The sequence below is a fragment of the Flectobacillus roseus genome, from assembly GCF_030056595.1.
GTDB lineage: Bacteria > Bacteroidota > Bacteroidia > Cytophagales > Spirosomataceae > Flectobacillus > Flectobacillus roseus.
On record NZ_JASHIF010000022.1, the window covers coordinates 146,496 to 163,820 of the forward strand.

The 17,325-nt window shown below is 36.8% G+C and carries 11 protein-coding genes; 9 read left to right on the forward strand and 2 right to left on the reverse strand.

The window, feature by feature from the left end; all coding sequences use genetic code 11:
- The first annotated feature begins 196 nt into the window (after positions 1-196).
- The 8 genes from QM524_RS21495 to QM524_RS21530 all read left to right on the forward strand — a co-directional run bounded on the left by QM524_RS21495 (position 197) and on the right by QM524_RS21530 (position 14,311).
- Positions 197-628: a MarR family winged helix-turn-helix transcriptional regulator gene (locus tag QM524_RS21495; protein WP_095163830.1), complete on the forward strand. Its 432-nt coding sequence runs from the start codon at positions 197-199 to the stop codon at positions 626-628.
- Positions 629-698: 70 nt separating this feature from the next.
- Positions 699-2,030, forward strand: coding sequence for a TolC family protein (locus tag QM524_RS21500; protein ID WP_283346165.1), 1,332 nt, complete (start codon positions 699-701; stop codon positions 2,028-2,030).
- 12 nt (positions 2,031-2,042) lie between these two features.
- A complete protein-coding gene (locus QM524_RS21505; RefSeq protein WP_283346166.1) occupies positions 2,043-3,092 on the forward strand; it encodes an efflux RND transporter periplasmic adaptor subunit in 1,050 nt (349 codons plus the stop codon).
- Positions 3,093-3,115: 23 nt separating this feature from the next.
- The gene (locus QM524_RS21510) at positions 3,116-6,217 is read left to right on the forward strand and encodes an efflux RND transporter permease subunit (RefSeq protein WP_283346167.1); all 3,102 of its coding nucleotides are present in this window, start codon (positions 3,116-3,118) and stop codon (positions 6,215-6,217) included.
- Positions 6,218-6,878: 661 nt separating this feature from the next.
- Positions 6,879-9,683 (forward strand): TonB-dependent receptor, encoded by a 2,805-nt coding sequence (locus QM524_RS21515; protein WP_283346168.1) that lies wholly within the window; start codon positions 6,879-6,881, stop codon positions 9,681-9,683.
- Between the two features lie 97 nt (positions 9,684-9,780).
- Positions 9,781-10,527 carry a GLPGLI family protein gene (locus QM524_RS21520; RefSeq protein WP_283346169.1) on the forward strand — a complete coding sequence of 249 codons (747 nt, stop codon included), beginning with the start codon at positions 9,781-9,783 and terminating at the stop codon, positions 10,525-10,527.
- A 187-nt stretch (positions 10,528-10,714) separates the two neighbouring features.
- Positions 10,715-13,528, forward strand: coding sequence for a TonB-dependent receptor (locus QM524_RS21525; protein WP_283346170.1), 2,814 nt, complete (start codon positions 10,715-10,717; stop codon positions 13,526-13,528).
- 54 nt (positions 13,529-13,582) lie between these two features.
- Positions 13,583-14,311 (forward strand): GLPGLI family protein, encoded by a 729-nt coding sequence (locus QM524_RS21530; RefSeq protein WP_283346171.1) that lies wholly within the window; start codon positions 13,583-13,585, stop codon positions 14,309-14,311.
- A 161-nt stretch (positions 14,312-14,472) separates the two neighbouring features.
- Here QM524_RS21530 and QM524_RS21535 read toward each other — a convergent pair whose 3' ends face one another.
- Positions 14,473-15,939: a Gfo/Idh/MocA family protein gene (locus QM524_RS21535; protein WP_095163823.1), complete on the reverse strand. Its 1,467-nt coding sequence runs from the start codon at positions 15,937-15,939 to the stop codon at positions 14,473-14,475.
- Positions 15,940-16,308: 369 nt separating this feature from the next.
- On the opposite strand from QM524_RS21535, the gene QM524_RS21540 reads away from it, so the two are divergent.
- Positions 16,309-16,761 (forward strand): cold shock domain-containing protein, encoded by a 453-nt coding sequence (locus QM524_RS21540; RefSeq protein ID WP_283346172.1) that lies wholly within the window; start codon positions 16,309-16,311, stop codon positions 16,759-16,761.
- Between the two features lie 81 nt (positions 16,762-16,842).
- On the opposite strand, the gene QM524_RS21545 is transcribed toward QM524_RS21540, so the two are convergent.
- Positions 16,843-17,007 carry a hypothetical protein gene (locus tag QM524_RS21545; RefSeq protein WP_166577609.1) on the reverse strand — a complete coding sequence of 55 codons (165 nt, stop codon included), beginning with the start codon at positions 17,005-17,007 and terminating at the stop codon, positions 16,843-16,845.
- Positions 17,008-17,325: the final 318 nt, after the last annotated feature.

The window sequence follows — 17,325 nt, forward strand, 5'->3', positions numbered from 1 at the left end:
AGATTCTTCCATAATACTACTTGGTTTTTAGGTTCTTGTAAACACATTTTGTCCATTGGAGTCTGATTATCTGCCAGTTAATGCTCTTTTTTTACTTTTTGTCAAATTTCTTTGGAGAATTCGATTTGATATTCTAATTTTGAATCGTTGATTTTGTCAACTATTTTAAAAATCAACTTTTTTAAAGTCAACGATAATGGAAGTACAACGCAATTCATTTAGATATCTTTTTGCTGATACAGTCAAGGCATTGTTCAAACAATCGGCTCGTGAATTAGCAAATGCAGGTATTCAAATTTTACCAGAGCAGCATTTTTTATTACATCTTATTGCTTCAAAAGAAGAAACAATTCAGTCAGATTTAGCCGAAATGATTCATAAAGATAAGTCGGCCGTAATGCGTCATATAGATCAGTTGGAGTCAATGGGCTATTTGATTCGTGTAAACGACACCACCGACCGTCGCAAAAAACATTTGGTGATTACCGAAGCAGGAAAAGATATCATGAAACAGTGCCAAGAGGTTATCGATGTGGTGACCGAAAGAAATTTGGTAGGTATCACAGAAGAAGAGCTTGAAGTATTTACCAAGGTGCTCATCAAATTAAAACAAAATTCAGAAAAATAATTTTTTTGCCCAAATAGTTGATAAAATCAACTATTGAAATTTCAACAATATTAAAATCAACTACTCTTTTATGAAAACAATACCATATTACCTAGCGCTGTTAGGATGTTGGCTTTCGCTGAGTGCCAAGGCACAGCAACGTTTGACTTTAAAATCGAGTGTAGATTATGCGCTCAAGAATCATGTGAGTAATACAATTTATGAGAACGAAATAGCCCTAGCCAAACAAAAATCGGTAGAAGCATTAGCGGGTTATTTGCCTCAAGTAAATGGTACCATCACATTTGATGACAACCTCAAGCGCCAAATTACGGTGATTCCTGCGGGGGCGTTTTCTCCGACTGAAATCAGGTTACAGTTTGGTAATCAATATAATACTATGGGGACCGCTCAACTCGACCAAGTAATTTATGACAAGTCGATGTTGGTAGGTATCAAAGCTACCGAACCCAACAACCAGCTTTCAGCCTTTAAAAAAGAACAAAACCAAGAGCAACTGATTTACAATACGGTAAGTGCGTATTTTCAAGTATTAGTTATCAAAGAACAAGAGAAACTAACGCTTGAAAACGAAAAGAAATATAAGGACTTGTTAGAGATTTTGGCACTTCGTTTAGAGAAAGGCGTCATCAAAAAAACTGAGTATGATCGTACCAAAGCGAGTTTGAATAACATCGTTGCCCAGAAATCAATCCTACAGGTAAACAAGCAAATCGCTTTAAACCGTCTCAAAAATGCCATCGGTATGCCTGTTACAGAAGATGTAGTGGATGTTGAATCTTTGAATTATGAGGGAATGGCGTTGGGAGAAAAAGATAATGGTTTTGAAATAGGTAACCTACTAGACCTCAAAATTCAGAATGCCAATGCTTCGCTTTTATCTTTTGATGTAAAGCGTAAAGAAGCTGCTTTTTTGCCAACGGTTTCGATGTATGCCCGTTATGGTGGACAAAGTTTTGGAAACGAATTTGGTCCTTCATTTGGTAAATGGTTTGATTTCTCGACAGTGGGTTTAAAAGTAAACATCCCAATGTTTAGCGGATACCGTAAAAGTAGTCAACTCAAGCAAGCCGAAATATCACTATTAAACGCCAAGGCTAATTATAAGCTGATGAGTGATAACCTCTCGATGGTCTATCATAACTCCTCGGCTCAATTGCAAAAGTCTCAATCAGATTTGAGCATCAACCGTGAGAACCTCACTTTTGCTAAAACTGTCTTAGAAAGTACCACTGTAGAATATGAAAAAGGAGTGGCAACATTGTCAGATTTACTCAATTCTGATTACTCGTTCAAAGAAGCACAAAGTAATTACATGACTTCGTTGATCAATGTGCTGAGTTCGAGATTGGAATATGAAAAATCAAAAGGGTCTTTAAAAAGCTATATCAATCAATTTTAATCAAAAATATCAATGAAAAAGTCAGTAATCACACTATCCATTATTGCTCTGGTAGGATTAATTGGATTTACGCTATATAAAAACAAAAAGAAGATTGAAGCAAACAAGGTAGTGGTAGACCGCACGGCATTGCCAGTGGCTGTTTCAACTTACCAAGTAAGCTATCAAGAATTGGCTGGGGATGTGAGTCTTCCTGCCAACATCGAATTGACTAACGAAGCAACTATTACAAGTGCTATTCAAGGTAAAATCGAAAGCTTGGGTATCGAAGTTGGTTCGCGTGTACGCAAAGGACAGGTAATTGGTACTTTGGATTCTAAGGTAAAACAAATCAATTTGAAAGCTAATCAGTTGACACTCGACAAATTAGAAAAGGATTTGAAGCGTAATGCCGATTTGTTTAAAGGAAATGCAGGTACAGAAGTGAGCGTAACCAACTCCAAATATGATGTTGAAAATACACGTATTCAAATCGAATTGACCAAACAACAAATTGCCGATGGTAACATTATTTCACCGATTAGTGGTGTGATTACTTCTCGAAAATTAATGGCTGGTGAATATGCAAACCCTGGCAATGTTATCGCGACAATTGTAGATGATGTGAATTTGAAAGCGGTGGTTTATGTCAACGAAAAAGATGTTTACCAGTTAAAAATTGGTCAATCTGCAAAAATTACAACGGATGTTTTTCCAAATAAAACTTTTGTAGGAAAAGTAAAATTCATTTCTCCTAAAGGCGACGAAAACCACAACTATCGTGTAGAATTGACTTTGACGGGCAATAGCCTTCGTGCAGGTACGTATGTGATGGTCAACTTTGATTTAGGACGCAAAGGAAGCGTATTGCAAATTCCAAAATTGGCTTTGGCAGAAGGTATCAAAAATCCTTATGTATATGTTGTTCAAGATGGAAAGGCTATTGTTCAAAAAGTAACATTGGGTCGTGAAATTGGCGAAAATATCGAGATTATCTCAGGTTTACAACAAGGTCAAGAGGTCGTTACAAGTGGTCAAATCAACTTGACTAACGGGACTAAAATTACCAAAACGTCTAATTAATAACAGCTAACTATCATAAGAATATGTCAGTTACCGAACTATCTATAAAACGACCCTTGTTGATTACCGTAATTTTTGTAACGTTAATTCTATTTGGGTTCGTTAGCTATAAACAGCTTAATTATAACCTTTTGCCCAAATTTGAGGCAAATGTGATTATGGTTCAAACGGTGTACCGTGGGGCATCGTCTGATGAAATACAAAATGTTGTAACCAAACCTATTGAAGAGGCTGTCTCGGCTATCGAAGGTATTGATAAAATGTCTTCGCAGTCAATGGAAGGTCTTTCGTTGATTACGATTCAATTAAAATCTGGTGTAAATACCCTCGATGCGCAACGTGATGCCGAAAGAAAGATTAACCAAATCAAATCTACGCTTCCCGACGATGCCGACGATCCTGTGGTAAACCGTTATAACACAGACGAAATTCCTGTGTTGCGTATCTCTGCATCGGCAAACTTATCAGAGCCAGCTTTATATGATTTGATTGAGCAAAAAATCAAACCGCAAATTGCCAACGTGGCTGGTGTAGGTACGGTTCGTTTGATTGGTGGTAGCGAGAGAGAGATTCAAGTAAACCTAGATAATGACAAGTTACAAGCGTACAGTATCTCTTCGGCACAGGTTAACCAAATGATTGCTAACAGTAATATGTCTTATCCAGCGGGTAGCGTATTAAACAACGATAACCGTACTTCTATTCGTTTGGATGCCAAATTGGTTAAGGTTGAGGAGCTTCGTCGATTGATTATCCGCCAAAATGCTGATGGTAGCAGAGTATTATTGTCTGACTTGGGTACAATTACCGATGCCCAAACAGAGCCAACAACACTCAACCGAAACAATGGGAAAGCGGGTATTGGTATCGAAATCGTAAAACAAGCAGACGCCAATGCTGTAAATGTTAGCAAGTTTGTAAAAGCGAAACTAATTGACATTAAAAAACAATATGCTTCTCAGAAGTTTGATTACGAAATTGCTAATGACCAATCGGTTTATACCTTGGCGTCTGCTGATGCAGTGGTACATGACCTCTTTTTGGCAATTATCATTGTGGGTGGTGTAATGCTATTTTTCTTACATAGTTTCCGTAGTTCATTGTTTGTATTGGTTGCTATTCCGTCGGCAATGATTCCGACATTCATCTTGATGTATGTCTTCGGATTCTCACTCAACTTGATGACTTTGATGGGTCTATCATTAGTAGTAGGTATCTTGGTCGATGATAGTATTGTGGTTTTAGAAAACATTTACCGACACCTCGAAATGGGTAAAGGTAAAATAGAATCAGCTCTTGAAGGTCGTCAGGAAATTGGTTTTACAGCGGTAGCAATTACTTTGGTGGACGTGGTAGTATTTTTACCTCTGTCAATGAGCGGTGGTTTGATTGGTAATATCCTGAGAGAGTTTTCATTAGTGGTAGTATTTTCAACCCTAATGAGTTTGTTTGTATCATTTACATTGACTCCTTTGTTGGCTTCAAGATGGGGAAAAGTAGAAATACTAAGCAAATCAAGCTTATGGGGGCGTATCAATTTAGGATTTGAAAATTTCCTAGATGGCGTTAAGGAAGAATATGGCAAAATTTTAACTTGGTCATTAACTCACAAACGTTGGGTTTTGATAGCCATCTTAATATTGTTTGTAGGTGCATTTTCATTATTACCTGCTGGTTTTATTGGATCATCTTTTGCAGGAAATGGCGACCGTGGCGAACTAACCATTCAATTGGAGTTATCCCCACAAACGCCGTTGTCACAAACCAACTTGGTTACTAAGCAAATCGAACAAATGATTTTGCAAAAACCAGAAGTAGAAAAGGTATTTGCCAACATCGGTACTCAAACGGGTGCTATGGGTTCTGGCGGTAGTAACAGTAATATCTCTGAAATTGCAGTAACCTTAGTCCCCAAAGAGAATCGTAAAGTATCTTCAGAAATTTTTGGTACACAATTGCGTGATGAAATCAATAAAATCCCCGGGGTAAAAGTGGTAATTCGTTTGACAGGTATTACAGGAAACAGTGAAGCTCCTATTCAAATCGCGATTAAGGGGGTTAACATGAACGAGATTCAGCAGGTTGCCAATCAGGTGAAAGAAATTGTTCGCACAACGCCTGGGACAGACTATGTGGAGTTTTCGACCAAAAGTTTGAAATCTGAAATTTCGGTACAACTAGACCGTGAGAAAATTGCTAACCTTGGTTTGAGTGTCCCAGAAGTAGGTGGAGCTATTCAATTAGCATTTAGAGGTAATGATCAGTCTAAGTTCAGACAATCAGGTGAGGAATATCCCATCAATATTACTTTAGATAAAGCCGATAAACGTTCGATTGAAAATGTTCGTGATTTGACTTTACGAAATAGTCGTGGTGCTATCATCAAACTTAAAGATGTAGCTAACGTAACAGAAGTAGTTGGACAATCGGTATTGGAACGTTCTGATAGAATGAACTCGATTAAAGTTACGGCATCGGCTGTGGGTCGTGCAACAGGTACGATTGTAGCAGATATACAGAAGAAAATCGATAAACTCAAATTGCCGCAAGGATTAACAATTGAATATTTAGGCGAAATTCAGCGCCAGAAAGACGCCTTCGGTAGTCTTGGATTTGCTTTCTTGCTGGGTGTCATTTTGGTATACCTCATTATGGTGGCTTTGTACGAAAGTGTGGTGTATCCTTTTGTGGTATTATTTTCGATTCCTGTGGCCTTGATTGGTGCGCTATTGGCTCTTGCTTTGACGATGGAATCGTTGACTATCTTTGCTATCGTAGGTTTGATTATGTTGTTGGGGCTAGTTGCGAAAAATGGTATTTTGATTGTCGACTTTACCAATCACCTGAAAGAAACAGGACTTTCCGTAAAAGAAGCATTGATTGAGGCAGGTAAAGAACGTTTGCGTCCAATTTTGATGACCACAATTGCTATGATTGCAGGTATGCTTCCGATTGCTATTGCAAGTGGTGCAGGTGCAGAAGTAAAAAATGGTATGGCATGGGTTATTATTGGTGGTTTGACAAGTTCACTCTTGTTGACGCTCTTACTTGTACCTTGTATGTATATGATTATAGAATCGTTGAAAAATAGAATTCTTCGTCGTAAAGCAGCAAAAACTGCTTAAGACCATAATTTTTAACTTGGTATTTCGTTTAAACCGCAGAGAAGCTTTTTCTGCGGTTTATTTTTTAACTATAGTTTTCTACCGAAAAATATAATTCCCAAGAATTTCAGCCCATATTATAAGCCTTTCATCCCATTCCTTCCTTACATTTTTTTGATAAAATATATCTTGCACGCAATGCCTAATAGTAAGTTTATTCAGGCTATTAGTGTAATGTCCTAATTAAGTTTTCATGAACCAATGATTTAAACTATTTTTTTAGTTAATTAGCTAAACTTTTAGTTAAAAATTCTTAAATTCATAAAGACTCTTGTGAACTTCCTATAAATTTGAAAAGTCATTGTTGAAATAGGGATAAAGGCAACAGGCACAAAGGCACAAAGTGGTTTTGTTTTTTGTAGGCACAGAGGCAACAGGCACAAAGTGGATTCATGTTCTTGTAGTGATATGTTGTTTGCAAAATACATTTTGCTGAAAGCCGAAAGCTCAGAGCCGAAACCCCCATATATACACCGATCCATAAACCATATACGTAGTCGTGCAGAATTAAGTTAGAGAAATTAATGAGATAAAATATGAGTAATCATAAATTATACTTAAAACTCATCACTCACAATTCAGCACTCTTATTGCCTCCAAAAAATCTAAAATTCAAAATTCTATGAACAAATCTTTAGTTCTATTAATTGCTTTATTTTTTACATGTACCAACCTCTTTGCCCAGAATCCTGCTCGTGTGACCATTCGTGGTGTTGTGCAAGATACAAGTGCTATGACGCTTACGGGTGCAACAGTCATGCTTCTTCAACCCAAAGACTCGTCATTGGTGAACTTTGCTAGAGCAAATGACAAAGGTTCCTTTGAATTCAGAAATGTAAAAAATGCTTCGTATTTGCTTAAAATCTCCTATGTGGGATTTTTGCCTTACCAACAAAAACTCAAAGAGTTTCCAAGTGAGGTCAATGACCTTGGTCCTATCAAAATCAAGCCAATTGCTAAAGAACTTCTTGAAGTAGTAGTAAAAACTGCTAAAGCTCCATTGAGCATCAAAGGTGATACCGTCGAATATAATGCGGCTTCGTTCAAAGTTCCCCCTGGTTCGTCGGTTGAAGACCTCCTTCGCCGTCTCCCTGGTATCGAGGTAGATGCAAGCGGTAATATCAAGGCTCAAGGAAAGGATGTAAAACGGGTATTGGTTGACGGAAAAACTTTCTTTGGTGACGATCCCAAAGCTGCCACCAAAAACTTAGGTGCTGAAACTATTTCTAAAGTTCAGGTCTATAATGGCAAATCTGACCAAGCGCTTTTGACGGGTGCTGACGATGGGAAAAAAGAAAAAACCATTAACCTTGAACTGAAAGACGAATTTAAAAAAGGTGCTTTTGGAAAAATTACAGCCGCAGTTGGTACTTCTGACCGTGGCGTATTAAGAGGAAATTACAACCGTTTCAACAAAAAAGAACAGTTCTCTGTGTTAGGATATGCCAATAATATCAACGAAACGGGTGTAAACTGGAGTGATTATGGCGAATTTAAAGGGAATAACTCCTTTAATTCTAACGATAATGGAGATTTTGGCTTTGGTAATGGCAATAGATTCTATTATATGGAAGGTGATTATCTGAACAATTTTGACGGAAAAGGCTTTACTAACAACTTCGGTACTGGTGTCAACTACAACTACACTCACCAAAAGACAAAATTTAGTTCAAGTTATTTCTATAACCAAACTAAGTTAAACCTCGACCAATATCAGAGTACGAAAACTTTCCTCCAAAACTCCAATTTTACGACGCTTGATACCAACAATACAGTTAGTTTTAGAAACTCACATAGCGTAGCCGCTCGTTTGGAACAAATGTTGGACTCCTCAAATACTATCATTGCAAAAACCAATTTACGTTTTAGTGGTAGTAATAGCAATGTGAATCAAGTTCAGCAGTATTTGAATAATTCAGAAGATGTTCAGAACCGTATTAATATGAATAATGGTTCTAATTTTAATGGTTACAATTTTAATTTTACGGCTATCTACCGTCATAAGTTTAAGAAAAAAGGAAGAACTTTTGCAGCAAGTAGCACTCTAAGTACTTCATCGACTGATGGAACAGATAATATCCGCTCCTTGACACGCTTCTTTAACGCCACCAATGTCAATGATCAAATTCGTGCAATTTCTCAGCTAAACCAAAATGCCAATACCACTACGATGATTAAAGCTGGGGTAAATTACTTAGAGCCCCTTTCCAAAAAAGTCTATTGGGAAAGTTTCTATAACTTCAACAACAGCGGTCAAAATGTAGGACGTGACGCATTCAATGGTAATTTGGAATCACAACGTTATGATAGTTTGAGTACCTATTATCAAAATCAAATTACCTACAACCGTGTTGGTTCAGGTTTGAGATTTTCAAATGATGGAATCAACTTATCATTTGGGCTAGCGGTATTGCAGTATGACTTAGATGGTAAAGTATATCCACAAAAAGGCAAACCTCTTACTGCAAATATCAGTAAGCAATATCAAGCTCTGACGCCAAACTTTTCTGCTAATATCGAATTCAAAAACAATGCGTATATGGGCTTTAACTATACGCTCAACGTAGAAGCTCCAAGTATTACCGACCTACAACCAGTGGTTCAGAATAATAACCCATTCTATATCACTTCGGGTAATCAGGACTTATTGCCAGCCAAAAACCACGAGTTGAGTTTTGATATTTCTAAGTTTGACCCTGCTACTTTTGCTAGTATTGGTATTTGGTCTTCGTATCGCTATTACTTGAGCCAAATTGTGTATAGCCAAACAGTAGATGCCAACTTTGTGACAAGAACTCGCCCTGAAAATATGTCAGGAGGTAAAAACTTTAACCTTGGAATGTATTCAAGTTTCCCAATCATCAAAACTAAATGGACGATGAACTTGTCGGGAAATATTAATACTTCTAACACGCCAACCATTGTGAATACCGTCGTGAATCAAACCAATAATAAGAATTACACGATTAACGCTGGCTTTAGTATTACACCAAGTGAGAAGCTAATCATGAACATCGAAGGAAATCTTGGATTCAACAATATTTCTTACACGATTGAAAATAATCAAAACCAAAATATCCGTACCAAGGGCTTATCAACATCTGTAAAATGGAATTTTGCTAAAAAGACCTTCTTCGAAACTAGCTTTGATTATAACAGCTATCGCAACGACCGTTTTGGATTTGACCAAGAAATACCTATTCTTAATGCCTCGGTTAGAAGATTATTTATGAAAGAAAATCGCATGGAAGTACGTTTGGCCGCATTTGATATTTTCAATAAACGTCAATCTATTGTACAAACAGGATACCTCAATACCGTGAGCAACCAGCAAGCGCTTACGCTAGCTCGTTATTTTATGTTGAGTTTGACTTACAATCTCAAAGGTCATTCTGATAAACTCAAGAAAAACGGCGGGTTCTTTTAATGAAACTTAACAGCAAAGGCAAAAGACTTTGATACGCTTTTGCCTATTGCTCATCTTTAAAGAACCCTATTCTTACATACAGAAAACTATTATTTCGATGAAAAAAATATTCCTTTTAGCATTACTATACATTGCCTATTTTACCTCATTCGGACAAAACAACGAAGGGGTTGTTTATTTTACTAGAACTACCTATTGGACAAAACTCAACTCTACCTTGACTTATTTAAGTAAGCAAGAGAAGGAAAGAATGTCTTATATGTTTGGTGGAAAAGACGACTGGGCCAATTATACCCTTCTCTATTTCAATGATAATGAATCAAAGTATGTCAATTCTGAAGAGAAAAACGAAGAGTCTGAAGGATATGCTTGGCGCAAAGAAGCGTATAGTATTGGCCGAAATTTTACCAAAAATACCATGACTGATGTCATTGAAATGTTAGGTAAAACCTATATCGTAGAAGATAGCCTAAAACTGCCTGAATGGAAAATTTTGAATGATTTGAAAGAGGTAGCTGGACATATTTGTATGAAAGCTCAGGTAGAAGATCCTATCAAAAATCAAAAAATTACGGCTTGGTTTGCACAAGATCTCCCTTCACAAGCAGGACCTGAAAGACTTTGGGGACTCCCAGGCATGATTTTAGAACTCGACATCAACGACGGTGCCGTAACTGTTGTTGCCACTAAAATTGAATTCAAAAAAGTCGACAAAGAACTCGAACCTCCCAAAAAACTCAAGGGTAAAAAAATCACTGACGCTGAGTATCAGGGCATGATTGATAAATTTATTAAGGAAAAAATCAAAGAGGAAATAAATCCGTTTTGGGTGATAAGATATTAGTCTTCGCATCCTTCAAACATCCTGATTAGCGATTCCTTTATCATTTATTAACCTATTATAAACTACTTAAAATTTTTTATTGCTAATAAATAAGCATATCTACGAAAATCTCGTAGATATGCTTATCTTTGTTCTATCAAGAAAACAAAATGCTTTCTTTGCCTCCATTAAATCTAAAATCAGACCTATGAATCGAATTCTAGTCCTATTAAGTGTATTGTTGTTGCTCGCTATTACACAACTTTATGCACAAAACCCTGCTCGTATAAGTATCAAAGGTATTGTTCAAGATACGAACTCTACAGTTTTGGCGGATGCCACGGTAATGTTACTTTCTCCCTCAGATTCATCTCTAGTCAATTTTGGCAACGCCAACGATAAGGGTGTTTTTGAATTTAGAAATGTTAAAAACATCCCCTATCTCCTCAAAATCTCTTATGTTGGTTTTCTACCGTATCAACAGCATCTCATTGCTAGCGCTACGGCTGTAAATGATTTGGGTGTTATCAAAATCAAGCCTATTTCACAAGAATTATTAGAGGTGGTGGTTAGAACGGCTAAAGCGCCTTTGAGTATCAAAGGTGATACTATCGAGTATAATGCTGCTTCATTTAAGGTTCCACCAGGGTCAACTGTCGAAGATTTATTACGTAAACTGCCTGGCATTGAGGTAGATGGTAGTGGAAATATTAAAGCACAAGGAAATGATGTTAAAAAAGTGACCGTTGATGGTAAAACATTTTTTGGCGATGACCCCAAAGCAGCTACTAAAAACTTAGGTGCTGAAACTATTTCAAAAATTCAAGTTTTTAATCGCAAATCTGACCAAGCTACGATTACTGGAGTAGACGATGGAAGTAAGGAAAAAACCATCAATTTGGAGTTAAAGGACAACTTCAAAAAAGGAGAATTTGGTAAAATTACAGGCGCTGTAGGTACTTCTGACCGAGGAGTTTTGAGAGGAAATTACAACCGTTTTAACAAAAAAGAACAGTTTTCAGTCATTGGATATGCCAATAATATCAACGAAACGGGCGTCAATTGGAGCGACTATGGCGAGTTTAAAGGAAATAATACTTTCAGCAGTTTCGACAATGGTGATTTTGGTTTTGGAAGTGGTGGCGATGCCTTTTTTATTGGTGGCGATGATGATTTGTTGAGTAGTTTTAATGGAAAAGGATTTACTAATAATTTGGGAGGTGGTGTCAACTACAATTATACACATGAAAAAACCAAGCTGAGTACCAGTTATGTATATAATCAAACCAAATTGAATTTGGATCAAAATCAGAATAAAAGAACCTTCCTTCAAAATGGTTCTTTCAGTACTTTGGATACCAGTTCAACAGTAAGTTTTAGAGCCAACCACTCCATAAGTGGACGCTGGGAACAAATGCTTGATTCGACAAATACCTTGATTACCAAAGCAAATTTACGTTTTAGTAATTCGAATAGTGCTGTGGGTACTCGTCAAGAATACATCAATAACAATAATGAATTACAAAACCGTATCAATCTCAATAATAGCTCAAACCTGAATGCGTATAATCTAAATGGTACGGCTATTTTTCGTCATAAATTCAAAAAGGTGGGACGAGTATTTGCTGCTAGTAGCTCATTTGTAAGGTCGACTACCGATGGAACAGATAATATTCGTTCATTGACACAGTTCTTCGAAGCTAGCAATCCTAACGACCAAATTCGTGCCATAGCTCAACTTAACCAAAATGCGAACCGAACACTGACGTTAAAAGCAGGTTTGAATTATTTGGAACCACTCTCAAAGCGTTTTTTCTGGGAAAACTTCTATAATTTTTCTAATAACCAACAAAACGTTGGTCGCGATGCCTATAATGGCCTGATAGAAACACAACGATTTGATAGTTTGAGTACTTATTATGAAAACCGAATTACCTATAATCGTATCGGAACAGGTTTACGTTTTAATAAGAAAGGTATTAACCTATCTCTCGGTGTGGCTGCATTGAGATATGACTTGTCAGGAAAGGTTTATCCTACCGAAGGTGGAAATTTGACAACTCAGATTTCTAAACAATACGATGCTATTGTCCCTAATTTTACGGCAACCTTCAATCCTCAACAAAGTACCTACATTCGATTTGGTTATGGAATCAATGTCAATGCACCAAGTATTAGTGCTTTGCAGCCTGTTATTCAAAACACCAACCCTTTTTATATCACAGAAGGAAATCAAAACTTAAATCCAACCAAATCGCATGATGTCAGCTTAAGTCTGTCTCGTTTTAATCAAAGCAACTTTACTAGTATCAATCTTTGGATGAATTACAATTACTATCTTAATCAAGTGGTTTATAATCAAACTGTTGATGCTAATTTGGTAACACGTACTCGTCCTGAAAATATGTCTGGTGCCGAGTCGTTTAGAACTACCTTATATTCTAGTTTCCCTATTATTAAAACAAAATGGACTACCAACCTAAGCGCAAACTACACCTTTTCAACAACACCAACGTTGGTAAACTCTGTATTAAATACTACCAACAGTAATGCTTATGGAGCCAACATCGGTTTTAGTATCACTCCAAGCGACAAGATATTTGTGACTTTAGGCGGAAATTATTCAATTAACAATATTCAATATTCTATCGAAACCCGTCAAAATCAGAATATTATTAGCAAAGGATTGAATATTGATGCCAAATGGAGTTTCATCAAGAAAACTTTCTTAGAAAGTAGTTTCAATTATACTGGCTATGAAAACGATCGATTTAACTTTTCTCAAAACATCCCCATTTTAAATGTTTCAGTACGTCGCTTATTGATGAAAGATAACCGTTTAGAAGCGCGTCTGGCCGCATTTGATGTATTCAACAGACGCCAAGCCATCACCCAAACGGGTTCTCAAAACTTTGTAACTTATCAGCAAGCGTTTACTTTGGCTAGATACTTCATGTTGAGTTTGACTTATAACGTACGAGGACACGATGCTAAATTGAAAAAGAATAACAATATGTTTTAGATAAAATATTTCTCAATCTATTTAGATATTATAGACACAAATTATATGAAAAAAATGACATTGATAATCCTTTTGCTCGCCTTTGGGATTTGGGCAAAGGCACAAAAAAATGAAGGTGAAGTTACCTTTAAGCGAACGACCTCATGGACGAAGATGAATGACCAAATGACCTTTTTGAGTAAGCAACAAAAAGAGAAAAATGCCTATATGTTTGGGAATATCGATGTTAGTACTCAAACATATACGTTATTTTTTAGTCCTAAAGGTTCAAAATACGAGGAAAAGGAAGAAAATACCAATGGATATTCTTGGCGGAAAGAGCAGTTTGTGATTTATAGAGACTTCGAAAATGAGATATTCACAGACGTAATTGATTTTGTTGGGAAAACCTATGTGGTTGAGGATAGTCTAGAACGCCCTCAATGGAAGATTCTGAATGATATTAAGGAAGTAGCTGGTCATATTTGTATGAAGGCGCAAATCAAAGATCCCATCAAAAACCAAGTAATAGTGGCGTGGTTTGCTCAAGATATAAAAGCTAAAGCAGGACCAGAAAGACTTTGGGGTTTGCCTGGGCTAATACTTGAGCTAGATATAAATGATGGTGCTTGTGTGATTGCAGCCTCGAAGATCGAATTCAAAAAGCTTACAACAGAATTAGATTTGCCCAAAAAATTGAAAGGAAGTAAAATCAACGAAGCAAAGTATCAGCAAATGATAGAAAAGCATGTCAAAGATAAATTCAAAGAAGAGGTCAATCCATTTTGGTCAATCAGATACTAAGTATGAGTGCTGAGTTGCGAGTTTTGAATGCTGAATAATTTTTTGATTCGCATAATTCATGAAAATGCTAAAAAGCAAAACGGAGGTGATGGCACCTCCGTTTTTTTATAAGATTACGATTATTGTACTCGGTTTATTAAAAGCATGAGACACTTGTTTACCTACGCATCAACTACTTTCCAACCCTCACGATAGGTACGACCCACAAACTGGTTAGCATCGTCGAAGTTAGTAATCTTCATATCTTCACCGTTCCACAACAACTTGTTACGACCGTAGAAGTCAAATCCACCTTTTTCATTTTTCTTACGTAACATATAGCTACGAATTGCTAAATTACCCATCAATACCGTTTCTGTAAGTGGGCCTGAATAGTCAAATGATGAAGAAAGTTCCTTGTGCTCTTTACTCGCAAAACCAGCTTTACAAGCATTTGTCCAACTTACTTGGTGACCATATTCTGGTAGCTTGAGATCGTTAGTCAATTTTGGCGTATCGATAACTTCACCATTATTCAAGTAGATTTTCGGATTGTTACCATACATACCAATGGTCATGATACCTTTTGTACCAGTCAAAATAATACCATTAGCGCCGCCATCATCACTAATCGGTGTATTGGCAGGAATCAAATCTGGGTGCATAGGACGAATACCACCATCCATCCAAATCATTTTCACAGCAGATTTGTTTTTCTTGGTCGCTGGGAATTTGATTTCTACGTGCGAAGACGGAGGACAACCTTCAGGAATATACTCAGGAGTCCAGTCTTTGATAAATACCGCTCCTACGCTACATTCTACCTCTGTTGGGTAACTCAAGCCCAAAATACGGAATGCCGAATCAATGGTATGGCAACCAATATCTCCCAAAGCGCCAGTACCAAAGTTCCACCAACCTCTCCATTTGAATGGATGATAAAGAGGATGATAATCAACCCACTGAGCTGGTCCAACCCAAACATCCCAATCTGCAGGTGACATTGAGTCGATTAGCGCAGGCTTTTCAGTTGGAACAGGAATACCTTGTGGCCAAACTGGGCGGTTCGTCCAAATATTTACCGTATGAACAGTCCCAATTTTTCCATCATCAAACCATTTGCTAGCTACTTGTTGAAGCGGGTTTGATGAACCTTGGTTACCCATTTGAGTTACTACTTTGTACTTTCTTGCTGCTTTGGTAAGCATACGAGCCTCGGCAATGTTGTGCGTCAAAGGCTTTTGCACATATACGTGCTTGCCCATCTGCATACATGCCATAGCCGCGTAGGCATGGAAGTGGTCTGGTGTTGAGATAGTTACAGCATCAATGTCAGACTTCATTTGGTCTAGCATTACTCTGAAATCTCTAAACTTTTTGGCGTTCGGAAATTTTTCAATAGCAGTTTTAGCTCTTGCCCAGTCCACATCACAAAGTGCTACAACATTGGAAGCACCATTGTTGTAAGCATTAATAATATCTGATTGACCTTTTCCGCCAGCACCAATAGCTGCAATATTGAGTTTGTCACTTGGAGCAATAAATCCCTTACCTAACACATGGCGAGGAACAATAAAGAAACTCCCAACTGCCGCAGCTGCGCCTTTTTTGAGAAAATCTCTCCTTGAATTTTGTAAGTTTTCTGACATAGTAAAATTGAGGATAGTTAAAAGTGCCCCAATATAAACGAATTAATATGCCCTTTTATCCTGATTTGGTAACTTTTTTAATTTATTGTTTTTCTCAAAAAAATAATATTTTGCTAATATTCCAGTTAAATACATACAACACTGAAAAGAGGTAGTTATATTTATGTTAGGGAATTTATTATTTCAATAGCCAGTATGTTTCGCTTTCAATACAGCATAATCCCATATAATTCTTCTATCTTTGTAAGATAGACGTAACACACTAGCTTTTGGAATGAAATATTTTAATATGACCCCCTTATGCAATACTGGTTCTCTATCTTCAGGTATAGTCAATATTGATTGACATCACATTTTAACCCCTCCAATATGAGCAGTTCCCAAATAACGGCAAACAAAAAAGACAGAGAATCCAAAAAACGTAAAAAACGTCAAGAGAAAGATGACAAGAGAGAAGACAGAAAAACTAACTCTAACAAAGGGAAAGACTTTTCTGAGATGTTAGCTTACGTTGATGAATATGGAAATCTAACAACTACGCCTCCAAAACCTGCGGGAAGTGAGGATAATGCCGCTTCGGGAAAAAAATCAGATAGATACGAAAGAGGTCCAGCAGATAAAACTGCGCATCAAGGAATAGTTGAGTTCTTTAATACTCAAAAAAGATTTGGTTTTATCATTGATAGTAAATCTAAGAAAAAAATATTCTTTCACGCAAATGATTTGAAAGAGCCAGTTAAGGAACAAGACCAAGTAGAGTTTTTGGTTGAACCTTCAAGCAAAGGACCTAAAGCTGTTCAAATTGCCAAATTGGCCAACTAATTAATTCCATGAAGAGTGTTTGTTTCAAACACTCTTTTTTTCTGCCCATATATTTTTCTAAATCACTTCTTCTTTGTTAGTCTAAGCAGGATTGAAAATCAATTTATCCCCATATTTCTCCCTCTTTTTTTCCAAAAGAGCACGATCAAATGAAATCGTAAAATCTTTCACAGGGTCTTGAATAAGACATGTGATGTAGCTACTCAAATCTTTTTTCTCTTTTACTTTCTTATCTTTTTTTATCATAGCCTAAGGCTCTATTCGGAGCTGTTAAAATGATGGACGAAATCTTAGAGGAGCATAATAAGAAGGGAAGTCGGTCGGAGACAATAAAAGTAAAATATCTTTAGAGAGAAATTCATCTATTATTTTTGCTTACTCATTAAACCAAAGGTAAGAGTAATATATCACGAAACAAATTAATTGATAGTCATCTTATTAGGACAAAAAAAAAGCACACCTCGAAAGGCGTGCTTAAAAGAAATGATCAGTTATATCTTATATATTAAGCCAACTTTACATTAACGGCATTTAATCCTCTTTTACCTTGAGCTACGTCAAAAA